General features: G+C 43.1%; 22 protein-coding genes. 10 read left to right on the forward strand and 12 right to left on the reverse strand.

Going from position 1 to position 21,579, the window contains the following annotated elements:
• Positions 1-582, reverse strand: coding sequence for a DUF421 domain-containing protein (locus tag MKY10_RS03040; RefSeq protein ID WP_003234158.1), 582 nt, complete (start codon positions 580-582; stop codon positions 1-3).
• A 208-nt stretch (positions 583-790) separates the two neighbouring features.
• Between MKY10_RS03040 and MKY10_RS03045 the strand changes: the two genes are divergently transcribed.
• Positions 791-1,498 carry a DUF421 domain-containing protein gene (locus MKY10_RS03045; protein WP_003234156.1) on the forward strand — a complete coding sequence of 236 codons (708 nt, stop codon included), beginning with the start codon at positions 791-793 and terminating at the stop codon, positions 1,496-1,498.
• A gap of 14 nt (positions 1,499-1,512) precedes the next feature.
• Here the strand turns inward: MKY10_RS03045 and cotP are convergent, their stop codons facing one another.
• Genes cotP through MKY10_RS03060 form a run of 3 tightly spaced genes read right to left on the reverse strand, consistent with a single transcriptional unit; the run spans position 1,513 to position 2,485 of the window.
• The gene (gene cotP / locus MKY10_RS03050) at positions 1,513-1,944 is read right to left on the reverse strand and encodes a spore coat protein CotP (RefSeq protein ID WP_003234154.1); all 432 of its coding nucleotides are present in this window, start codon (positions 1,942-1,944) and stop codon (positions 1,513-1,515) included.
• Between the two features lie 12 nt (positions 1,945-1,956).
• Complete coding sequence (locus MKY10_RS03055) at positions 1,957-2,199, reverse strand: spore germination protein (RefSeq protein WP_003234151.1); 243 nt, start codon at positions 2,197-2,199, stop codon at positions 1,957-1,959.
• A 13-nt stretch (positions 2,200-2,212) separates the two neighbouring features.
• Positions 2,213-2,485 (reverse strand): spore germination protein, encoded by a 273-nt coding sequence (locus MKY10_RS03060; RefSeq protein WP_003243854.1) that lies wholly within the window; start codon positions 2,483-2,485, stop codon positions 2,213-2,215.
• 298 nt (positions 2,486-2,783) lie between these two features.
• Between MKY10_RS03060 and MKY10_RS03065 the strand changes: the two genes are divergently transcribed.
• From MKY10_RS03065 to MKY10_RS03075, 3 genes are all read left to right on the forward strand, one after another.
• A complete protein-coding gene (locus tag MKY10_RS03065) occupies positions 2,784-3,380 on the forward strand; it encodes a TetR/AcrR family transcriptional regulator (protein ID WP_015252712.1) in 597 nt (198 codons plus the stop codon).
• On the forward strand, positions 3,377-3,721 hold the full coding sequence (locus MKY10_RS03070; protein ID WP_015252711.1) for a DoxX family protein: 345 nt from the start codon (positions 3,377-3,379) through the stop codon (positions 3,719-3,721). Before MKY10_RS03065 ends, MKY10_RS03070 begins: the two co-directional genes overlap by 4 nt.
• A gap of 162 nt (positions 3,722-3,883) precedes the next feature.
• Positions 3,884-4,357 carry a GNAT family N-acetyltransferase gene (locus MKY10_RS03075; protein ID WP_015252710.1) on the forward strand — a complete coding sequence of 158 codons (474 nt, stop codon included), beginning with the start codon at positions 3,884-3,886 and terminating at the stop codon, positions 4,355-4,357.
• 159 nt (positions 4,358-4,516) lie between these two features.
• Here the strand turns inward: MKY10_RS03075 and vmlR are convergent, their stop codons facing one another.
• The 3 genes from vmlR to dinB form a co-directional block, all read right to left on the reverse strand.
• Positions 4,517-6,160, reverse strand: coding sequence for an ABC-F type ribosomal protection protein VmlR (gene vmlR / locus MKY10_RS03080; protein ID WP_015252709.1), 1,644 nt, complete (start codon positions 6,158-6,160; stop codon positions 4,517-4,519).
• A 318-nt stretch (positions 6,161-6,478) separates the two neighbouring features.
• Positions 6,479-7,855, reverse strand: coding sequence for an amino acid permease (locus tag MKY10_RS03085; RefSeq protein WP_339226158.1), 1,377 nt, complete (start codon positions 7,853-7,855; stop codon positions 6,479-6,481).
• A gap of 171 nt (positions 7,856-8,026) precedes the next feature.
• Entirely contained in the window at positions 8,027-8,545 is a 519-nt protein-coding gene (dinB, locus tag MKY10_RS03090) for a damage-inducible protein DinB (RefSeq protein WP_046380803.1), read from the reverse strand.
• Between the two features lie 168 nt (positions 8,546-8,713).
• Between dinB and MKY10_RS03095 the strand changes: the two genes are divergently transcribed.
• Entirely contained in the window at positions 8,714-9,172 is a 459-nt protein-coding gene (locus MKY10_RS03095) for a MarR family transcriptional regulator (protein WP_003242874.1), read from the forward strand.
• Complete coding sequence (locus MKY10_RS03100) at positions 9,169-11,826, forward strand: MMPL family transporter (protein WP_061891241.1); 2,658 nt, start codon at positions 9,169-9,171, stop codon at positions 11,824-11,826. The genes MKY10_RS03095 and MKY10_RS03100 overlap by 4 nt, the downstream gene beginning before the upstream one ends.
• A 146-nt stretch (positions 11,827-11,972) precedes the next feature.
• Here the strand turns inward: MKY10_RS03100 and MKY10_RS03105 are convergent, their stop codons facing one another.
• Together MKY10_RS03105 and MKY10_RS03110 are read right to left on the reverse strand one after the other, a co-directional pair.
• Positions 11,973-12,602: a nitroreductase family protein gene (locus MKY10_RS03105; protein ID WP_003234135.1), complete on the reverse strand. Its 630-nt coding sequence runs from the start codon at positions 12,600-12,602 to the stop codon at positions 11,973-11,975.
• A 15-nt stretch (positions 12,603-12,617) separates the two neighbouring features.
• Positions 12,618-13,112 carry a MarR family transcriptional regulator gene (locus MKY10_RS03110; RefSeq protein ID WP_015252703.1) on the reverse strand — a complete coding sequence of 165 codons (495 nt, stop codon included), beginning with the start codon at positions 13,110-13,112 and terminating at the stop codon, positions 12,618-12,620.
• 310 nt (positions 13,113-13,422) lie between these two features.
• Between MKY10_RS03110 and MKY10_RS03115 the strand changes: the two genes are divergently transcribed.
• On the forward strand, positions 13,423-14,631 hold the full coding sequence (locus MKY10_RS03115; protein ID WP_014475975.1) for an MFS transporter: 1,209 nt from the start codon (positions 13,423-13,425) through the stop codon (positions 14,629-14,631).
• Positions 14,632-14,667: 36 nt separating this feature from the next.
• On the opposite strand, the gene MKY10_RS03120 is transcribed toward MKY10_RS03115, so the two are convergent.
• The gene (locus tag MKY10_RS03120) at positions 14,668-15,405 is read right to left on the reverse strand and encodes a sulfite exporter TauE/SafE family protein (protein WP_003234130.1); all 738 of its coding nucleotides are present in this window, start codon (positions 15,403-15,405) and stop codon (positions 14,668-14,670) included.
• A gap of 248 nt (positions 15,406-15,653) precedes the next feature.
• Between MKY10_RS03120 and MKY10_RS03125 the strand changes: the two genes are divergently transcribed.
• The 3 genes from MKY10_RS03125 to MKY10_RS03135 all read left to right on the forward strand — a co-directional run bounded on the left by MKY10_RS03125 (position 15,654) and on the right by MKY10_RS03135 (position 19,064).
• Entirely contained in the window at positions 15,654-16,328 is a 675-nt protein-coding gene (locus MKY10_RS03125; RefSeq protein WP_003234129.1) for a GntR family transcriptional regulator, read from the forward strand.
• Between the two features lie 126 nt (positions 16,329-16,454).
• Complete coding sequence (locus tag MKY10_RS03130) at positions 16,455-17,717, forward strand: glycoside hydrolase family 18 protein (RefSeq protein WP_236833328.1); 1,263 nt, start codon at positions 16,455-16,457, stop codon at positions 17,715-17,717.
• A gap of 159 nt (positions 17,718-17,876) precedes the next feature.
• On the forward strand, positions 17,877-19,064 hold the full coding sequence (locus MKY10_RS03135; RefSeq protein ID WP_015715326.1) for a glycosyltransferase: 1,188 nt from the start codon (positions 17,877-17,879) through the stop codon (positions 19,062-19,064).
• 38 nt (positions 19,065-19,102) lie between these two features.
• On the opposite strand, the gene MKY10_RS03140 is transcribed toward MKY10_RS03135, so the two are convergent.
• Together MKY10_RS03140 and phoB are read right to left on the reverse strand one after the other, a co-directional pair.
• Positions 19,103-19,813, reverse strand: coding sequence for a membrane lipoprotein lipid attachment site-containing protein (locus MKY10_RS03140; RefSeq protein ID WP_015252697.1), 711 nt, complete (start codon positions 19,811-19,813; stop codon positions 19,103-19,105).
• Positions 19,814-19,878: 65 nt separating this feature from the next.
• On the reverse strand, positions 19,879-21,267 hold the full coding sequence (phoB, locus tag MKY10_RS03145) for an alkaline phosphatase PhoB (RefSeq protein ID WP_015252696.1): 1,389 nt from the start codon (positions 21,265-21,267) through the stop codon (positions 19,879-19,881).
• Positions 21,268-21,579 lie beyond the last annotated feature (312 nt).

The following is a 21,579-nucleotide window of genomic DNA, read 5'->3' on the forward strand; positions in this document are numbered from 1 at the left end:
TTAATGCAGCTTTTTAGGGACGTTTTTTTTATTTTTTTTGCCAACTTCATCAAAAATATTCTGATTGCCAGACTGGGCTTGTCCGTCCTTATTTATGAAATCGGGGTGAATGAGTTTTTTCAGATCCCTGACTGTTAAAGGCTTGGCGTCATCAGTCAATTCAATTCCTAATTGTCCGTTGGCCTCTAATGTCGCTATTTTAACATCTTGTATAGCCGTAACGCCGTGAAGCCTTAGCTGCATTTCAAGCTGGTCAGCTGTAAGTCTCATCTTCTTTAAGTTTTCGATATGAAGCTGTCCGTTTTCAATGACGATTTTTGCTTTTCCGGTTAACATCTTTTCAATGGTGTTCGATTTCATTTGGATCCATTCCATAACGATGAGTGTGCTTGTGAAAATTGCCGCTGCAATTAATGTTTTGAAGAGGCTGTACTCGATGATTGGCTGAACGATAATAGTTCCGATCGAAATCATGACAACCGTTTGAGTTGACGTCATTTGTGCGATTGATTTCCTTCCTGAAATTCTCAGCAAAATGACCCCGGCTACAATGAGAACAAGAGATTCCCAAGTGAAATTCATGCTACCACCTGACCAATGATGAATTAGATTTGTCATGGGATTGGCTTTTCTTCCGGCCAATCGCAATTTAATATATCCGAAAGGCAGTCGGTTCATTCTGTCCTGAACCGAACAATATTTTTGGTATAGATGGATATATTAAGCCAAACAATGATAGCAACAGGAGTTTTTTGGCCGAAACAATCTGGGAAGCGGGGAGCGCCATAACATGATTGAACTTGAAGTTGTCATTAGAACGGTTGCCAGCTTTGGCTTGCTGTTAATCGCAGAACGAATTTTAGGCAAACAGACAATCTCTCAAATGACGATTTTTGATTTTATTGCGGCGATCACACTAGGGGCGATTGCTGCCGGATTAGCTTACAATACTTCAATAAAACCGCACAATATGGCCATTTCGTTTAGTATTTTTGTGCTAACCATTTTTCTAATTTCGTTTCTGTCGATAAAGAACAGGAAGCTGAGGAAATTTTTTGCCGGAGATCCAACAGTGCTGATTCAAAACGGGAAGATACTTGAATCAAATATGAGGAAAATGCGTTACACACTTGATTATTTAAATCAGCAATTACGGGAAAAAGAAATATTTAATATCGAAGAAGTTCTTTTTGCCATTCTTGAAACGAATGGTCAGCTGACTGTGTTAAGAAAACCGCAATTCCGGCATGTGACCAAACAGGATTTAATGATTGCGGTAAACCAAGAACAAAGGCTTCCGATAGAACTTATTATGGACGGAGAAATCATTGAGAATAATTTAAAGCAGAATCGTTTGACGGAATCCTGGCTTTTGGAAGAATTGCGAAAAAGAGACATAAAGGTGAAAGAGACCGTGTACGCAGTGCTGCTGGGTAATGGGGATATTTATGTGGATCAATATAAAGACCATATATCAGTCCCTATGGATAAGGAATGAAGGAACAATCAATCTTAAAGCCCCTTATTGAACGCAACGGTTTCAACTTGTCTTGGGTACGAAATATGCAGAAGCCCGTTTAACAGCTGAATCTGTAACAAATGAGTTTCAGCGGCTTCGGGAAGCTGAATGATTCGCTCAATTTCTCCGTAATACCGTTCACGCAGCACTTCCATTTCGGCTGGAAAAACAGGCGTGATCGTTCCTTTGATCAGCAGCTGGGTTTTAGACAGTAAACGGATCGTTAATTCTTCCTCATACACACCGGGCATTTCCACAATGATAAAATTATATTCCTCATCTTGATAAAAGTCGTAAACAAACGTAGAAGCTTCGGAATCAAAAAAATGTTCCGGGGCTTTATATTTGAGCACATTTGTCCAAAAGTCACTTTGTTTATATTCATTCGTAATCTCAAGCCACTTTCGAATTTTTTCGAAATCCATATGAGATTCTCCTTAAATTTGATTTGAAATCGGCGCAGAAGGGTTTCCGATTTGGTCTTGGTCACTAACGTCTGAATCAATATTTCCAGTGTTTAAAAGTGAAGACGTAGGCGAAAGATCCCCTAAGGAAAAGTTTGCTCCAAAATATTTGCTGTTCGCAGTATGGCTGTTGTGCACAGTCGGACCGACATCTATATTTCCGTTTTGCGTGACGCCGTTGATCTTAATATTTGCGATATTAATTTGATATGGCATAGACGAAACCCCTTTAATCTAAAATTGGCGGTGGTGCAATCGGAGGAGCATTAACGTTGGATGTATCAGAGTTGCCGATAGATGTCTGGTCATTTACATCAGGATCGTTTAAGAAGTTTTCCATTACGGATTCTGTAGGTGATGTATCACCGAAAGAAGAGTTGGTCCCTTGAGATTTTTGATTGTTGGTAGGGCTGTTATAAGCAGCTTCGCCTATTGTAATTGAACCATTGCCCGAAATACTGTTGATCTTCAAATAATATAGGTTGATTACTGTAGACGGCATCCCATCACACCCTTCCATCTTTCTGTACAGTACATTATGCGCCGCTGCACCCAATTGTTCCTTGCATTTACGGGCAAAACTCTATCTGGCCCCGGAGTGATGCTCAATTATCAGTGAATGAAAAGCCATTGATATAGGAATCAATGAATTGATTCAGTTATTCGAAATGCATGAGACCTTTTAATAAAGGAAGCTGGCAAACAGGATCAGTTTGAAATCATTGACAATGAAGCTAATGCCATGAAATAATACTCGTGAGTAACATTAATCGTGAGTATTATTTTTGGGGTGGTCCTAGTTGAAAAGTAAAGGACGTAAAGGAGTAGAAAGCCGAAAACGGTTACTTAAAGCTGCCGCTAATGAATTTTCGGTTCGGGGATTCCATGACGCGAAGGTAAGTGAAATTGTGAAAAAAGCTGGGTTCACGCAGCCTTCATTTTACCTGTACTTTCAAAGCAAAGAAGCCATCTTTGCCGAGTTAATAACCGATTTTCACTCTCGAGTCAGAAAGCTGACAGAGTCACTTCTTCTGGAAAACGGATTAAACACGGAGGATGTGTCAAAACGGGTACTGCTAGCTGTAGAGACTGTTTTTCAATTTTTGGCTGAGGACAAGGATTTAACCAAGATCGGCTTTTTTCTCAACCCGGAAGCAAAACAAATGAAAAAAGACTTGGCGATGGTTTTGAAAGAGAACTTAGAAGCAGAACAGCGGCTTGGCTATTTTCACTCTGAGCTGGATATGGAAACTGTCGCTGAGTGTTTGATCGGCATGATTGAACATTTAACCGATTCATTTTTGTTAACCGGAATCAAAGATCCGGCAAGCCTCGCAGCAGAGGTTGTGAATCTTTTAATATACGGGATGCTTCCGAAAGGGAATGACGTAAGATGATATCTATTATGATGAAAGTCAGTTTGGCAGTTTTTATGCTTGCGGGAGGCATCATAAAGGTAAGCTGCGTTCCCTTTCAAGTTGAGCATTGGCGGCATTATCAATATCCATTATGGTTTCTGACTGTTACCGGCATTCTCGAAATAGCCGGGGCACTTGCTATGACAGCGGGAATTTGGAATCGGTATGCAGCGATTGGAGCAGGTGTTCTGTTTGTCGTTCTCATGGCGGGAGCAATTCATGCGCATATGTTTCGAGCAAGACAATCGGTCATCATGGCGATACCAGCGATGATTTGTTTGATTGTTTCTATCATAATCATCATGGGGAGTTACACGTAAGCTTTTCACTAATGTTTAAGAACAAGCCCATTTGCAGGAAATCTCCTTTTCTTATCGAATAATAGAAAGTCCAGGAATTAACTGAATCAGTAAAATAGAGCTCCATTTCTGCGTTATTCGTCCGGCATCAGCTGGGCTTTTTTTATAAAGGAGGAATACAGGATGGCATTAACTTTGGAAGACATGACTGAGGAAGAGTTCGAAGCCTTTCGAGTGATGTCCGTGCAAAATTATGCGAAACAAAACATAACGTCAGGAACTTGGACGGAAAAAGAGGCATTTGAGAAATCGGAGCAGGCATATGAGAACATGATTCCGAATGGGCGAGACAGCAGCAATCATTATTTTTGGAACATCACAAATGACCAAGGGGAAAGAATGGGCTGGCTCTGGCTGTATGCTGATCCGTTTCATCCGCAAAAGGAAGCGTTTATCTATTCCTTTGGATTGTATGAAGCCTTTCGCGGAAAAGGACTTGCTCAATTGGCGCTTCAAACGCTTGATGAAAGAGCAAGAGAGCTCGGTGCGGAAAGGCTGGCTCTACATGTATTTGCACACAACGAGACAGCCGTCTATCTTTATCAGAAGATGGGCTATGCCATGACCAATATACGTATGCGGAAACAGCTATGCTGAAAAGCCGCTTACGTTACCCAAATACAACATGCCTATCTGGAAGCGGTGGCAGGGTACTATAAGTCATCATTAGAAAGATTAAGGTCATGGGAGGCTTGAACATATAAAGAAAAAGGACAACAGCTGTTGTCCTTTTCAATGCCGCTTGAACTTTCTCCCTCAGTCTTTTTTGTCTTGATGATCCAGCTCTTTTATTCGTTTCGTAAGCTCATTGAAAGCCTGATCAAGCTCCTTATACCCTTTATCATTTGGCGTCATAAAACTGAGCTTTCCCAGCACTTCTTGTCTTTCTGTCTCAAGCTTTAACCGAAGCTCCTCCCGCTCATTTCTTTCTGAAGGAGCGTCGTTTAACTGCTTTTCGATGCCGTTGTTTGAGATGACGAGTTTACTGTTTGTTGTTTTTTCGAGAAAGTATCGGTCATGTGAAACCGCCAGCAATGTGCCGCTGTATTGTGACAGTGTTTCTTCCAGCTGTTCGCGTGACGGCAGGTCGAGATGGTTTGTCGGCTCATCTAAAATCAGCACGTCTTTTTCCTCCAGAATATATGCCATCAGCTTGATCTTTACACGCTCACCCATACTCATATGCTTGATCGGTTCAGTCCATTGGGCGGCTGTAAAACCTAAGTGCCTCATCAGATTTTGAACGTGCCCCCTTGCTTTGAATGTTTCATTCTCAAATAACTCTTCCGGTGTTTGTTCTAAAGGCAAATCAAACACCTCCTGCGTTAAATAGCCGATGTTTGCGGACGGCGACACCCATACACTTCCTTCTGCTGTTTCCTGTCCCAGAATGATGTTCAGTAATGTCGTTTTTCCGCTGCCATTGGGGCCTATGATCGCAACCTTTTCGCCGTGCTGAATCGTAAAGTTTGCGTTTTTAAAGAGGGTCCTTTCTTCAAACGCTTTTGTTACATTCTGAACTTCTAAAAAACGTTTTCCTGTTTTGTGGGTTGTATCGATTGAAAAGCGGACTGTATATTCTGGGGTAACGGGTTTTGCCTTTGCTTTTTCCAGCTCTTTTTCAAGCCGCTTCTGCTTGGATTTTATCTGGGCATCCGTACGCTTCGCTTTTACCCTGTGATATTCTTTAAACCCTTCCTTTTTCGTCGATTGAGCATGGGCTTTTTCCGACCAAGAAGCGAGCTCATTCATTTGTGCTTCAATCCGTTCGACCATTTTTTGCTGCTTTTCATATTCACGCTGCTGGGTGAGTCTTTTCTTCTCCCGGAACTTCATATACCCGGAGTAATTCCCTTTGAATTCAATCAGCGTCTGATCCTCAAGCGACCATATTTTTGTTGCGGCTTCGTCTAAAAAATATCGATCGTGAGAAACGAGAATCACCGTGCCGCTATAATGTTTCAGCTGTTGGATGAGAAATTGCAAGCTTTTTTCATCAAGGTGGTTTGTCGGTTCATCTAACAGCAGCAGATCTGCATCCTCTGATAGTCCTTTCGCCAGCCGCGCTTTCAGTTTTTCACCGCCGCTTAACTGATGAAAATCACGAAGAGGCACATGCCATTTCTCCAGTAACTTCTTTTCGGCAGGTGTCTGATCCGCAAAGGAATATGCCGCTGTTTCCTGTTCAACCAAAGCCAGTTTTATATCCTTTCGAAGGATTTGACCCTGGGAAGGGGCTAAGTCATTGTGAATGAGGTGCAGCAGCGTAGATTTCCCAGCGCCGTTTTTGCCGATAATCCCAATGATATCTCCTTGCTGAACACTGGCATTTATATTTTTAAAAACAGTCAGATCCTTCACTTCATAGCTAACGTTTGTTAATGTTACGATCTCTTTCATCCATATCCCTCGCTTTAAAGGGAGAATAAAAAAATCCTCCCAAATGTGTTGGAAGGATTAGCCGTGCCTGTGCATGATCAAATAAGCTATTTTTTATAAATAGCAGGTCGTATATATAGAAAATGGGCAGACTAATCCTATTTTTTGATTTGAAATATTGATTTCAAACGATAAAAATAAGATTAGTTAATCATTGTCCACCCATCATCCCTTCTTGTTTTGATTACAAACACTATAGCATACCTTCAAATTCAAAAGCAAAGGTCATTTTCATCAAAAAAACTCCTGCTCTCATTTTTGAGGCAGGAGTTTCGAGTGTTATTGATGCTTCGCTTTTCTCACTTTATAAATCACAATCAGCAAAATAAACCAAACCGGTGTGACAAATAAGGAAACACGAGTATCCTGTGCCAGTGCCAGCACAACCAGAACAAACGCCAGGAACGCAAGAATCAGGTAATTTGTAAACGGATAAAGCGGAAGCTTAAACTTGTTTGTTTTCGCTAATTCAGGTCTTGTTTTGCGGTATTTCATATGGCAGATGACCGTAATTCCCCAAATGTAGATAAAGCATACGGTTGAAATACTTGTGATCAGGGTGAATACGCCTTCTGGCATGATGTAGTTTAACGTAACACCGATTAAAATCACGATAGCTGAAAAGAATAAAGCATTTCTTGGCACTTTACGCTGAGTCAGTTTCGCCATTGACTCAGGCGCATTGTGATCTTTCGCCAGGGAATAGACCATACGGCTTGTACTGAATACAGCGCTGTTGCATGCTGAAGCAGCGGAAGTCAATACAACAAAGTTGATAATACTTGCAGCCCCGACGATGCCAACCGCGACAAATACTTGTACGAATGGGCTTTCGCTGGGATTGATGACATCCCAAGGATAGATGCTCATAATCACGAGAAGAGCCCCGATATAAAAAAGCAACACACGGACAGGAATATTGTTGATCGACTTAGGGATTACTTTTTCAGGATTTTCTGTTTCACCGGCTGTAAGCCCGACAAGCTCAATGCCGACAAAAGCAAACACAACCATCTGGAACGAGAGGATAAACCCGTGCATGCCATTCGGGAACAGGCCTCCGTGGCTCCAGAGATTTGTGAAGCTGGACACTCCTGAGCTTGTGGAAAAGCCTTTGAAAATCATCACAAGGCCAATGACGATTAACGCCAAAATGGCAATGACTTTAATCAAAGCAAACCAAAATTCTAATTCTCCAAACAGCTTGACTGTCGCCAGGTTCATAATCAGTAAAATAATTAGAGCGATTAAGCCAGGCACCCATTGCGGCACACCCGGGAGCCAATATTGAGTGTAGAGCCCGACTGCTGTCAGATCAGCCATCGCAATGGAAATCCAGCAGAACCAATATGTCCAGCCGGTGATAAATGCTGCCATATCGCCTAGGTAGTCTTGTACAAAATCCACAAAAGAGTGATAGTTCAAGTTTGATAACAGCAGTTCACCCAGCGATCTCATAATTAAAAAGCAAATGATCCCTGTGATCATATAAGCAAATAAAATCGAAGGTCCGGCAAAATGAATCGATTTGCCCGAGCCGAGAAATAAGCCTGTCCCAATGGCTCCGCCGATGGCGATGAGCTGGATATGCCTGTTTTTCAAGCCTCTCTGCAACGTTTGCTGATTTATATTGTCTTTCGTCATGTCGTCTGTCACTTTATGTGTTCCTCCATTGAAAATTGTTTATTGAGTCAGCAATCTATTTTTAATGATTATTATAACACTAAAATTTCTATCTTTTTTACTAAAAAAGGATTGATGAAAAGAATTTTAATGTGATTTGGACTATTTCCCGAAAAAAGCGGCTCCATTTAGGGAGCCGCTTTTTTATGCTTTTTCAGTTTTTGTCATAAACAGGTAGAGCCCGTAATCTGTCGGTGCGGATGCGTAGCCTGCCTGCCGCAGCATTGCTGTGATATTGCCGCGGTGGTATGTCCCGTGGTTGACAACGTGGGGAAGCAGTTCGGAAACAGTTGTTTTCATGATTCCGCTTGAGGGATTTTGAACCTGGAGTGGCTTATTGAGCTGTTCTTTTTGCTGTAAAAATAGTATATAGCGCTCGGATAACCTCAGAAAAAGGTCTTCCATTTCCTCTATTTCTTTAGCCTCTGTCTGTTCTTTAAGCTGTTCAGCTAAAGCCAACGCATCGCTCAAGGTTTTGCCGGAAAACACTTCAATCCAGCCGAGATCAGAAAGATAAACATGAGACAATACATGGGATATTGACGGAAACACGCTTTGAATTTCTTGATGGTATATCTCTTTTGGAAGCTCTTTTAATCGGTTGAATATTTGTTGATTGGCCCAGACGTTATATTCATACAATTTGAATGCCAAATCTGACATGTTAAAATTCCCCCTTTCGTGTGTATAGCTTCCATTATACACGAACATGAGTTCTTATGTAGAGTGCTCGAAAATAAAATTTGTTGACATATATAGTTTAGAGGAATAAACTAATTGACATTGAACATAAAGTTTAGTGGGGTAAACTATAATGAGGAGGGGAAGATATTGAATGAACAAAAGCTATGTCAGGCGATAAACCTGTTTGTGGAAGTCCTGCTTGAAGGGACAGAATTTGTGCATCGTGAAATCAATCAGGATGTCTTCAAGCATATCTCAAGGGAACAGGCAGACCTGTTGAAAATTTTAAAAGTCAAGGGCCCAACCTCTCCCGGCAGCCTGGCCATGTACCAAAATGTACATAAGAGCGCGATCTCTAACAGACTGAAAAAGCTGCTCGAAAAGGGATTGGTTCAATGGGACGACTGTCCGGAAAAAAGTGATAGGCGCTCTAAGCTTATTAACATTACACCCAGTGGTGAACACATACTAGAAGAATTAGATTCAGCCATCTTTAACGCGCTCAAACCGCTGATTGATGATATAGATGAGGAACACTTACATTCCATCATCGAGATATTCACCATTTTAAAAAGCAAATTTAAAGGAGGAGATTCTGCCGAATGAGAGCAATCATCAAATTCAAGTGGGCAATTGCAGCCATAGTATTAGCACTTACCGTCGTTTTGAGTTTGTTTTCTCCGAACTTAACGGAGCTGGCCAATCAAAAGGGGCAGGCCCAGCTTCCCGCTGATGCTGTTTCAGAAAGGGCAAACGCCATTTTAAAACAAGCAGGAGAAGACAATAATTCGATCAGTGTTGTCTTTACATTAGACAACGCTTTAAAGAAAGAAACAGAGAATCAGCTCCGGATAATGATCGATAAAATTAAAAAGATCGACGGTGTAGAAGAGGTAACATCTCCTCTGTCAGCGGAAAAAGAAGTCAAAGACCAGTTGATGTCGAAAGACAAGAAAACCGTTCTCATGCCTGTCACGATTACAGGTTCTGATAAAAAGGCGGAAAAAATTGCGGACGAGATTTATCAAATCGTTCCTGATGACTTGACGGCATATATTACGGGAGCTTCCCTTATCAACCAGGATTTCGCTCACAGCTCAGAGGAAGGGCTTAAGAAAACGGAAGTGATCACAGTCTGCCTGATCATCGGTTTACTGTTGATCGTGTTCCGATCTGTTGTGACGCCTTTTATCCCGATTGTGGTTGTCGGTTTTTCTTATCTGATCAGTCAATCCATACTGGGCATCCTTGTATACAATGTTGATTTTCCAATCTCGACGTTTACGCAAACCTTCTTAGTCGCGATCCTGTTCGGCATTGGAACAGATTACTGCATACTGCTTCTTACACGATTCCGTGAAGAATTGGCAAACGGGCATGATAAAAAAGAAGCGGCGCTTATCGCTTACCGCACAGGGGGAAAAACCTTATTTATCAGCGGATTTGCGGTATTGATCGGATTTTCCGCCTTAGGATTTGCGAAGTTTGCGATTTTCCAATCCGCAGTAGGGGTAGCAGTCGGTGTGGGAATTTTAATGATCATCCTCTACACACTGCTACCATTATTTATGGTGACGCTGGGAGAAAAATTATTCTGGCCTTCTAAGAAAGTGCTGTCACACAGTGATAACAAACTATGGGCGTTTCTCGGCAGACACTCCGTTGCGCGTCCGTTTCTGTTCATTGTCATCACGGTGGTGATTACGCTTCCGTTCATCTTGACCTATGATGACCAGATTTCATTCGACTCAACTGCGGAAATCAGCAGCGATTATAAATCTATAAAAGCTCTCGAGGCCATTAAGGATGGATTCGGGGAAGGAAAAGCGTTCCCGATCAATGTTGTCGTAAAAGGAGACAAAGATCTTACAACAGCTGATACAATCCCCTATCTAGGAAATATCAGCAAAGCGATCGAGAAAGTTGATCATGTTGACTCTGTTATGACCATTACGCAGCCGACTGGTGAAAAAATCAAAGATTTATATATTGATAACCAGCTAGGATCGGTTTCAGACGGGCTGGATAAGACGGTGAAAGGGATTGCCGATGTCCAAAGCGGATTAACGGATATAGAAAAAGGACTGAATCAAATGGCAGGGCAAACCGGCTCGGCCTCAAATGGAGGGTCTGGCGGTTCACTGGGCGATGCGGCAGATGGCTTGGGCAAAATCAATCAGCAGCTGCAGCTCGTGAGCAAACAGATTTCCCAAACCGGCAATACCGCACAGACCGTGCAGCAGCTTACGGCAATAAGCGGACAGCTTGGCCAGATTCAAACCGGCCTTGAACAAGCGAACCAACAGCTCTCAGGCCAGCAGGCACAAGCCGGAACGCTGACAGAAAGCCTAAAGAAGCTGTCCGAAGGTGTGAGGAGCGCAAATCAGGGCCTGACGAAAGTCTCTGACGGTATTACAGCTTCCAGTGATATGTTAGAGGATATGAGCAAAAGTTCAACTGTAAGAGATACAGGCATATTCATTCCTGGTCAAGTAATGAAGGACAAAGACTTTAAGAAGTCAATTGACCAGTATTCCTTTGCAGACGGCAAAGGTGTTCAATTAAGTGTCGTTCTGGATTCAAATCCGTACTCAGAACAAGCTATTGCGACAATAAACCAAATCAAAAAAGCTGTCGCAAACGAAGTTGACGGCACTCCTTTGGAGGATGCACAGATCGTATACGGCGGGGTCACGAGTATGAACGCGGACTTAAAAGAGCTGTCCACAACGGACTTCTCCAGAACAATGGTGATTATGATTATAGGCCTGTTTATCGTGTTAACCATTTTGTTCCGCTCAATGATCATGCCGATTTATATGATCGCGTCATTGCTGCTGACGTACTATACGTCGATATCCATAACAGAATTAATTTTTGTAAACGGCTTAGGAAACGCGGGTGTCAGCTGGGCAGTGCCATTCTTCAGCTTTGTCATCTTGATCGCGTTAGGGGTAGATTATTCAATCTTCTTGCTGGATCGATTTAAGGAAGAGGTGCACCTTGGCATTGAGCAAGGTGTCGTCAGGTCAATGAGCAAAATGGGATCTGTCATTATTACAGCTGCAATTATATTGGCCGGTACGTTCGCGGCGATGATGCCTTCAGGTGTTAATACACTGATGCAGGTGGCAAGTGTTATCATCATCGGGCTCTTGCTTTACGGCCTTGTCATTCTTCCGCTTTTCATCCCGGCAATCATTGCGACCTTTGGAGAAGGAAACTGGTGGCCGTTCGGCAGGAAGAAAGGAAAAGAATAATCGAGAGAAGAGTGATGAATGGTCATCACTCTTTTCTCATGACTAAACGACGAACTTCAGACGTGTTACCCAAAAAAGGTCAGACGATCAAACGGCGGCTGTACTTAAAAACAAAGAGCCCGGAAAACATTCCCGGGCTCTTTGTTTTATTTCCATTCTGCAATTGTATCAATCGGCAGACGGTAGGAAGCATAGCCTTCGTCTGCTGCTTTTCCGATAGAAAGTAGCATAACCGGTACATAACGTTCTTTATCTAATCCGAAGGTTTCCGCGATGTTTTCTTTATCGTATCCGCCGATCGGGTTTGTATCGTAGCCATGCGCGCGTGCAGTCAGCATCAGCTGCATGGAAACGAGACCTCCGTCAATCAGGATCGTTTCACGGTTGACCTGTGCCGGAAGCTTTTCAAAATGTGCGGTCAGCGCGGCGATTTGTCTGTCTTTGACCTCCTGCGGCATGTAACCAAGTTCCACGGCTTTTGAATAGATTTCTTCTAAGTAGTCTGCATTGTTCATGTCTGCAAATACAGCGATGACAGCAGATGATGTTGTGACCTGTGTTTGGTTAAAGCTTGCAAGCGGTGCGAGCTTTTCTTTTCCTTCCGGGCTGTCAATGACAAGAAAACGCCATGGCTGCGCGTTAACAGAAGATGGGGCAGTTGTTGCTTCCTCTAAGATCTCTGTCATTTCTTCTTTGCTGATTTTTACTGCCGGATCATAGTTGCGGATAGAACGGCGGCCTTTCATAATTTCCATAAAATCGTTTGTTTTGATCATGTTGATACACTCCTCTTAAGCTTCGATATTATTTATATTGTTTCGCATGCGCGCCAGCACATCAATGAGCAGGCGGCGTTCTTCTGCGCTTACATTTGCGAGCATTTCCTTCATGAAACGCTCCTTTTCCTTCTTAGAAGACTCAATTCGCTCTCTTCCTTGGTCTGTTAACCGAACAAGGGTGATGCGGTTGTCCTCAGGCTTGCGCCGCCTTGATACCATGCCTTTAGCTTCCAGCTGTTTCAGGTGTCTGGTAACGGCTGCGCTATCGATATTTACTTTCTTTTGAAGGTCGCTTTGACTGATCTCATCTGCATGATAAAGCAATGTCAGCAATTCCAAACGAGATTGGCTGATGCCCGTGCATGCCTCGAACTTCACGCCAATCACCTTGTTCACGCCTTGCAGCTGATATAAAATCTCGGCTTCCTCTGAACAAAATGACGCCAAAACCCATCCCTTCTTTCCTGTCAAAACTATTAATTGATATATCAATGATTGACACGTCAATTAATATACAACGATTGATTTCATCTTGCAAGCCATTTGCACTTTTGAACAACCTCCCAGCGCATAAAATTCGCTAGGCTAGAACTTAGCAAAAAAAGCTGGCCGTTTCTTCAGATGATGCTGATCACGATGATTCCCCGCATCATTCCCTTTATAGGTGTTCTGAATATCACTTTGCCTAGCCCGTGCTCAAGCGGCTTTCACAGGCTGAAAGTTATGATACAATATACAAATGTTTCACAGCTTCAATCCATAGTTGGAGCTGACATCCATTATATAAGGGACTAGGTTGAAGGGAAGGTTTGATAACATGCTGCACAATCCAACTGGAAAAGAACGCTTGGCACTAGCGTTTCTGCTCGGCATGCTTGCTATATTGGGCCCGCTTAATATAGATATGTATTTGCCAAGTTTTCCTGAAATCGCGGAAGATTTATCAGCAAGTGCTTCACTTGTTCAGTTAAGTTTAACAGCCTGTCTGGTCGGACTTACGATCGGCCAGCTGATTGTCGGGCCGGTCAGCGATGCGCAGGGAAGACGAAAACCGCTATTAATCTGTATTTTTTTATTTGCGTTATCTTCTCTGTTTTGTGCACTGTCACCCAATATAACAACTTTAGTGGCTGCGCGTTTTTTACAGGGCTTCACTGCTTCTGCAGGGCTTGTGCTGTCTCGCGCAATCGTCCGCGATGTGTTTACCGGAAGAGAGCTTTCTAAATTTTTCTCGCTGTTAATGGTCATTACCGCGGTGGCGCCAATGGTTGCGCCTATGACAGGCGGTGCCATTTTGCTTTTGCCGTTCGCAACGTGGCATACAATTTTTCACGTCTTAATGATCATCGGATTTTTACTAGTTCTTCTGATTGCATTGAGGTTAAAAGAAACGCTTCCGCCGGAAAAACGGATTCCAAGCTCAATCGGAACATCCGTCAAAACGATGGGCAGCCTGCTGAAGGATCGATCCTTTATGGGGTACGCGTTAACTGTCGGATTTATTCACGGGGGAAGCTTTGCATATGTGTCTGGTACGCCTTTTGTATACCAGGATATCTACGGGGTGTCTCCGCAGGTATTTAGTATTCTTTTTGGCATTAACGGGCTGGCGATTATATCGGGCAGCTTTATCATCGGACGCTTTGGCGGAATCATTCATGAAAAAAGCCTGCTTCGTATAGCGGTCATTACGGCTATGATTGCGACGGCTGTGCTATTAACCATGACCATGATTCACGGTCCTCTTGCTACATTAGTCATATCCATTTTCATTTACATGATTACGATCGGCATGGTTCTGACCAGCACGTTTACCCTGGCCATGGAAAAGCAGGGGCACCGCGCCGGAAGTGCAAGTGCGCTGCTTGGGATGCTCCCGCTGCTCCTTGGTTCAATCGTGTCACCGCTTGTAGGCATTAATGAGACAACAGCCGTTCCGATGGGAGCGATCATGTTTGTAACAGCTGTCATCGGCTCACTGGCGTTTTTTGGATTAACGAAAGAACGAGTAGGGCAGAATTCATAAAAAAAACCTGACATGACGTCAGGTTTTTTGTTTTATTTAGAATAACAACAGCAGGCCTGCAATCGCCGGAGTCAAAAAGATGGCTGATTTCAAAACCACCTTTGGCATGAGGTTGGTGAATTTCGCGCCTACATAGGCACCGCACATTGTCCCGACCAGAACTTTGACAAGCAAAACGTAATCAACAAAACCTTCTGTAATATATCCGATGCCTCCACCTACAGCCAGAGGGATGATCACAAGCATCGTCGTTCCGACAGAATGGCGAATGGACAGATTCAGCATAATCATTAAACCGATTTGAATAAAAGGTGCCGACCCGATGCCGAATGTGCCGGAAAGAACGCCGGCTGCAATTCCTAAGATGACCGCTCTCGTATACGTTGAAAGAGTGCTTTGATTCACTTGAGCCTTCTCTTTTAAAATAAATAATCTGATTAAAATGAGAATTGCTGATAAAAATAACATTCCAGCCGTCAAATAATGAAGCAAATCAGCCGGAATAAAAGAAGTCAGCTTGGCGCCGAAAAATGAGCCAACCGCAGCAAAGCCTCCGACTATTAAGCCGATTTTCATTTGAATGTTGCCCTCGCGATAGTGGCTGTATGCCCCTGATAAGCTTGTAAAAGCCATGCCGGCAAGCGAAGTGCCTAAAGCCGTATGAATCGGGATATGGAAAAGAAGCGTTAAAAGGGCAATGACAAAGCCGGCTCCACCGGCGCCAATAAAGCCTAAAATAATTCCTAGAAGAAACATAACAAGAATAATGAGCATATTTTTTCCTCCATTGAAAAAATGTAAAAATGTAATCGTGCGCTATTCTGGCGGAGGTATGGTGTCCTATTGACGAAGAAAAACATGCCGTTTTTTCAGTTGCCAGTAGTCCGTCGACCGTCGTTCAGCAAACATATCGTACCTCAAATTCAGGGATCTGACAAGGCAGTTTGTTGCTTCCCATTACCATCTGTTATATGATTTTGATGAAGAAAAGCCCTTGAATATATTCAAAAGAGGTATTATATATGGACGATTTTAAATTAGATAAACCGACTCCCTACTACCTGCAATTTTATAACCAGCTAAAAAAAATGATCTTCAACGGGACTTTTAAGCCTGGGGAACGGATAAACGAAACACAGCTGGCGAAAAGCTTTGGCGTCAGCCGCTCTCCGATAAGGGAAGCCATGCGATTGCTTGAGAAAGATGGTTTGTTAAAAGCGGATGACCGAAATGGGTTTTCGATCACGTCGTTAACGGCAAAAGATGTAGATGAGATTTATAAAATCAGAATTCCGCTGGAGCAGCTGGCAGTCGAATTAGTCATAGACGAAGCGGACGAAGAAGAGCTGACCATACTCGAAAAACAGCTTGAAGAAACAGAGAAAGCCATTCACAACGGCACGGAAGATACGGAAATCATTCGTTTAAACCAAAAATTTCATGAGCTGCTGGTTGATTTCAGCCATAACAGACATTTGAAAAATTTGCTTGAGCATGTAAATGATCTGATTCATTTTTGCAGAATCCTTAATTATACCGGCGACCACCGTGCAGAAACGATACTACGTGAGCACCGCAGGATATTTGAAGAAGTGAAAAAGAAAAACAAAGAAGCAGCCAAACAACATGTGCTGGCTCATTTCAATCATGACTGTGAGCATTTGAAGCATGTGCTTGAAGAAGGAAAAGAGAATTGATTTGTATGATCCGGTACCAAGGGGGAGCAGAACCCTTGGTATTTTTTTATGTATTCACCACATATCTAAGAGGCCCCGTTAATAAGATTTTATGATGGATTGACTAACGAATAATGGGGGTTAAACATGTTTATCCATATCGTCGGGCCTGGTGATTCTTTGTTTTCCATAGGCAGAAGATACGGTGCTTCTGTTGATCAAATCCGGAGTGTGAATGGTTTAGATGAGACAAATATCGTGCCGGGGCAGGCTCTGCTTATCCCTCTTTATGTATATACAGTCCAGCCGAGAGATACGCTTACCGCCATTGCAGCTAAAGCGTTTGTGCCATTAGAGCGACTGCGAGCGGCCAATCCGGGCATCAGCCCAAATGCTTTACAAGCGGGAGCAAAAATAACGATTCCTTCGATCTCAAATTACATTGCGGGGACATTGAGTTTTTATGTGCTCCGAAATCCTGACCTCGATCGGGAGCTGATCAATGATTATGCGCCATACTCGTCTTCAATTTCGATTTTTGAATATCATATTGCACCGAACGGCGACATTGCAAACCAATTGAATGATGCGGCTGCTATTGAGACAACTTGGCAAAGACGGGTCACGCCGCTGGCAACAATAACGAACCTTACATCAGGAGGCTTCAGTACGGAGATTGTTCACCAAGTGCTAAACAATCCGACAGCGAGAACCAATCTGGTCAACAATATTTATTACTTAGTTTCCACAAGGGGATATGGCGGTGTGACAATCGATTTTGAGCAGGTGAGCGCCGCGGATCGCGATCTTTTCACTGGGTTTTTACGCCAGCTGAGAGATCGCCTTCAGGCGGGAGGGTATGTGCTGACGATAGCCGTTCCTGCAAAAACAAGCGATAATATTCCATGGCTGAGAGGCTACGATTACGGGGGGATAGGAGCGGTTGTCAATTATATGTTTATCATGGCTTATGATTGGCATCATGCCGGAAGTGAGCCGGGTCCTGTAGCGCCGATTACTGAAATAAGGAGAACCATTGAGTTTACGATTGCGCAGGTGCCGAGCAGAAAAATCATTATCGGAGTCCCGCTCTACGGGTACGACTGGATCATCCCGTACCAGCCGGGCACAGTTGCTTCAGCGATTTCAAATCAAAACGCAATCGAAAGAGCGATGAGGTACCAAGCCCCGATACAATATTCAGCCGAATATCAATCACCGTTTTTCCGGTACAGTGATCAGCAGGGGCGGACGCATGAGGTATGGTTTGAGGATGTCAGGAGCATGAGCCGGAAGATGCAGATCGTCCGCGAATACAGATTGCAGGCTATTGGCGCTTGGCAGTTAACGCTGGGCTTTACACCGGGCCCATGGCTTCTGCGGAAATTTTTCACGATCAGAAAAGTGTAAAAAAAGACACCAGAGCTTGGGTGTCTTTTTTTGATTAAGTCCAGAGCAGCAGAATAGTTCATTCATTTGTACCTTGCATGGGTTGTGTTCCCATTTTACGATTAGTAGTAGTCTGATCAAACAAAGAGTCAGAATACGATTTGAGAGGGAGTTGTCTACATGAAGACAGTATTGATTTTGAATTTTCCTGCGGAAGGCCATGTGAATCCTACCTTAGGCATTACAAAAGCGTTTTCCGATAAGGGATATGATGTCCATTATATATCCACTGAAAAATATAAAAAACGATTAGAAGCAGCGGGAGCAACGGTCCATCTTCACCGGGATCTGCTGCGAACGACACCTATTCATGTCGGTTCGCCCAATGGCATTCTTGATTTCGTGAAAATCCATATCAAAACGTCATTGGACATTTTACAGATTGTCAAAGACTTATCTAAGAGCATTCAATTTGATTTTGTTTATTATGATAAATTCGGCGCGGGGGAATTGGTAAGGGATTACTTAGATATTCCAGGAGTCTCTTCATCGGCGTCTTTCTTGTTTGGCGAGGAGCACCTGAAAATCCTGCCGCTGCATCCGGAGTCTGGAGCGCCGCTTGAATTGGATCAAGAGTGCGAAGATCTTTTGGCAAAAATGAAAGAAACGTACGGTGTTGCCCCGAAAAACCTGGTTCAATTCATGAACAATAAAGGGGAATTGAACGTAGTGTATACAAGCCGTTATTTTCAGCCAGAAAGTGATCGTTTCGGGGATGAATGTCTGTTTATCGGGCCGAGCTTTCCAAAGAGAGCGGAAAAAACGGATTTCCCGATTGAACAGCTAAAAGATGAGAGTGTCATTTATATTTCAATGGGGACTGTACTGGATCATACAGAGGATTTCTTCAACCTTTGTATTGATGCATTTTCAGGCTTTAACGGAAAAGTCGTCATCGCTGCCGGAGAAAAAGCGGACCTGACCAAATTAAAGCAGGCGCCGGAAAACTTTATCATTGCTCCGTATGTCCCTCAGCTGGAAGTGCTGGAGCAATCGGATGTTTTCATTACACACGGCGGAATGAACAGCGTAAACGAAGGCATTCATTTCAGCGTGCCACTGGTTGTCATGCCTCATGACAAGGATCAGCCGATGGTGGCGCAGCGTCTCTCTGAACTCCATGCAGGCTATGTCATCTCTAAAGATGAAGTCAATGCCCAAATATTAAAACAGGCCGTAGATGAGGTTTTGCGCAACGATCAGTATACGGCAGGCATTAAAAAAATCAATCAAAGCTTCAAGGAATGTATGGACATGGAAGAAGTGATGGAGCGGATTGATGAGTTGATTCGCCAAAAAAACAAATAAGAAAAAGAACTCCCGTACCTTGTACGGGAGTTCTTGATTTAAAACTTGATTTTGATTTTTTGAGCATCACTGATTTTCTTATGGTTATGGTCAAAGACGTCACTTGTCGTGATTTCGATCCACTTGATCTCTTTTGTTTTCTTCTCAGCATCCGCGGCCTTATCATGAGCATGGCGGCTTGATGCGTTCACAATAAAGCCGAGATTTCCGGACTTTTCGGCGCCGCCTTCCAATTCGCCGTTTAACTCTTCAAGATAAATATCTTTGTTCCATTCAAAGGTTTCGCCCGTATTTGTTTTCATCAATGCAATCGGCGCAACATTTACTTTTTTTGAAGAGGTGTTCTTGATATCAACGAAAACCTTAACGAAATCAAACTCTTCATCGTGTGTTAACTCATGAAAGTAATCAATCATGCTGTAGTCCGGGCGCAAGTGGATCAGCTTCATTTCTTTTACTGTTAACTCCACGTCGCCAATCTTATAGGTTTTGTTCACTTGTTTGATATCTTTTAAGACAGCTTTTCCTTTATCATCTGAAAACGTTTGGCCGACCTTAAGCAATGACCGGTCATCAGTTACCTGGGAATTAGGTTGATAATTATCTGTGCTGTCCTTCTGGGATGAAGTGCTTTGCGGCTCAGCTTTTACTGTTTTCTCCCCGCCTGCATGCTGTTTTTCAGTACTGGCGTTTGATGAGCAGCCCGCAAGCATGATAGCAAAAACGAAAATTGAAAGAATTCTTCTCATGATGATTCCTCCATTAAAAAGAGATCCCGTTACTTCATACAAGCAACGGGACACCTTGTATTCTTTTACTTATCGTTAATCTTAATGTTGTATTGTAAAGCCTTGAAAACATTTTTGGCGATTTCTGTATTGTCGATTTGGCCGGCAAATGTCTCACTAGACGGACCGTATGCATAGACGGGAACATCTTCACCGGTATGTCCGCCTGTTGTCCATCCAGTGTGAGAGCGTTTATTAAAGATGTTCTCGATTGCGTTATCGATATCCAGTACTTCCTTCGATTTTGCCGCTTCTTCAACAGATTGAATTTCGGCTTTTGTTAAAGTCAATTTCTTTTGATCGATATATGTTTTCAACGTTTTTTCAACATCCGCGCCGTCAGCGATCTTTTCTGCCATAAAGTCTGGTGTGCGCTTTGCGGCTTTAATGGGTTCACTGAACCAGTTGTAGATGCCGTCCGCACCGATGGAATATCCGCCGGTTGAGTGGTCAGCCGTTGCGACAACCAATGTGTGCTTGTCTTTTTTAGCGAAATCAATAGCCGCCTTATAAGCTTGTTCGAAGTCTTCCATCTCGCTCATGGCGCCAACGATATCATTGTCATGGCCCGCCCAGTCAATCTGGCTGCCTTCCACCATGAGGAAGAATCCGTCTTTATCCTTGTTTAATTTTTTAATGGCTGTGTTTGTCATATCTTTAAGTGATGGAATATCCTTCGTACGGTCAATCTTTTTAGGCAGGCCGCCGTCAGCGAATAGGCCGAGAACTTGGCTGTCTTTGTTTTTCAGCATGTCCTTGCGATCATCCACGTAGCTGTACCCCGCCTTTTTGAATTCCTTAATCAAATTACGGTCCTTACGGTCAAAATTGCTCTTTCCTCCGCCTAGAAGGACATCAATTTTGTGCTTGCCGTTGACCATCTCATCAAAATAATCATCCGCAATTGAGTTCATATTTTTTCGGCTGTGGTCGTGTGAACCAAAAGAGGCCGGAGTGGCGTGTGTAATTTCTGAAGTGGCCACAAGTCCTGTTGCTTTTCCTTTTTCTTTCGCAGCTTCAAGCACCGTTTTGGCTTCTGACCCGTCGTTATCAACGGCTATGGCATTATTGTATGTTTTAATTCCCGCAGACATAGCCGTTGCCGCCGCTGCAGAATCTGTTACATTTTGTTCAGGATCATCGGGGTAAGTTGTTTGCTGGCCGACAAGGTACTGATCAAAAGCCGTAGGCTCCACAACTTTTGTCTTTTTATTATCCTTTAAGTATCGATAAGCAGACGTATAAGACACACCCATACCATCACCAATCAGAACAATAACATTTTTAATTTCGTCGTGGTTCCCCTTTTTCTTTTCCTGGGCGCTGGCTTCAGGCACACTGCCGCTGGCTAAGCTGCTGAACGCAATTGATGTTAAAACCGCGATAGGCAGTAATTTCTTCGGGAATTTTTTCAACTGGATAACCTCCTAAATATAGATGAATCTCAATGACAACCCAATTATATTTTTAAACTGTTAAGCTAGTATTAATGGATTTTAAAGATTGGATTTACAAGAATAATGAACTGCTATCAAGAGAAAGGAAAGAGTGATAGTACTATAGAAATAAATTGGAGGAATAGATACTGGCCGTGGATAGGCGGACTGAAATCTGCTATAGTCGCATACAAACAACCCGCTTACATCTTGAACAATTTTAAGTATTATGTTGGAAAGAGGTATTGTGTAAGCACATGTCTGAGCAGTTCATATGGAGTGGCATCATTT

The sequence above is a fragment of the Bacillus sp. FSL P4-0290 genome (genome assembly GCF_037975435.1).
Classification (GTDB): domain Bacteria; phylum Bacillota; class Bacilli; order Bacillales; family Bacillaceae; genus Bacillus; species Bacillus subtilis.

What these genes read in the sequence shown, in the direction of transcription:
- MKY10_RS03040 (WP_003234158.1), bottom strand. Translation starts at nt 582, where the DNA reads ATGAATTTCACTTGGGAATCTCTTGTTCTCATTGTAGCCGGGGTCATT.
- MKY10_RS03045 (WP_003234156.1), top strand. Translation starts at nt 791, where the DNA reads ATGATTGAACTTGAAGTTGTCATTAGAACGGTTGCCAGCTTTGGCTTG.
- cotP (WP_003234154.1), bottom strand. Translation starts at nt 1,944, where the DNA reads ATGGATTTCGAAAAAATTCGAAAGTGGCTTGAGATTACGAATGAATAT.
- MKY10_RS03055 (WP_003234151.1), bottom strand. Translation starts at nt 2,199, where the DNA reads ATGCCATATCAAATTAATATCGCAAATATTAAGATCAACGGCGTCACG.
- MKY10_RS03060 (WP_003243854.1), bottom strand. Translation starts at nt 2,485, where the DNA reads ATGCCGTCTACAGTAATCAACCTATATTATTTGAAGATCAACAGTATT.
- MKY10_RS03070 (WP_015252711.1), top strand. Translation starts at nt 3,377, where the DNA reads ATGATATCTATTATGATGAAAGTCAGTTTGGCAGTTTTTATGCTTGCG.
- MKY10_RS03075 (WP_015252710.1), top strand. Translation starts at nt 3,884, where the DNA reads ATGGCATTAACTTTGGAAGACATGACTGAGGAAGAGTTCGAAGCCTTT.
- vmlR (WP_015252709.1), bottom strand. Translation starts at nt 6,160, where the DNA reads ATGAAAGAGATCGTAACATTAACAAACGTTAGCTATGAAGTGAAGGAT.
- dinB (WP_046380803.1), bottom strand. Translation starts at nt 8,545, where the DNA reads ATGTCAGATTTGGCATTCAAATTGTATGAATATAACGTCTGGGCCAAT.
- MKY10_RS03100 (WP_061891241.1), top strand. Translation starts at nt 9,169, where the DNA reads ATGAGAGCAATCATCAAATTCAAGTGGGCAATTGCAGCCATAGTATTA.
- MKY10_RS03105 (WP_003234135.1), bottom strand. Translation starts at nt 12,602, where the DNA reads ATGATCAAAACAAACGATTTTATGGAAATTATGAAAGGCCGCCGTTCT.
- MKY10_RS03115 (WP_014475975.1), top strand. Translation starts at nt 13,423, where the DNA reads ATGCTGCACAATCCAACTGGAAAAGAACGCTTGGCACTAGCGTTTCTG.
- MKY10_RS03120 (WP_003234130.1), bottom strand. Translation starts at nt 15,405, where the DNA reads ATGCTCATTATTCTTGTTATGTTTCTTCTAGGAATTATTTTAGGCTTT.
- MKY10_RS03125 (WP_003234129.1), top strand. Translation starts at nt 15,654, where the DNA reads ATGGACGATTTTAAATTAGATAAACCGACTCCCTACTACCTGCAATTT.
- MKY10_RS03130 (WP_236833328.1), top strand. Translation starts at nt 16,455, where the DNA reads ATGTTTATCCATATCGTCGGGCCTGGTGATTCTTTGTTTTCCATAGGC.
- MKY10_RS03135 (WP_015715326.1), top strand. Translation starts at nt 17,877, where the DNA reads ATGAAGACAGTATTGATTTTGAATTTTCCTGCGGAAGGCCATGTGAAT.
- MKY10_RS03140 (WP_015252697.1), bottom strand. Translation starts at nt 19,813, where the DNA reads ATGAGAAGAATTCTTTCAATTTTCGTTTTTGCTATCATGCTTGCGGGC.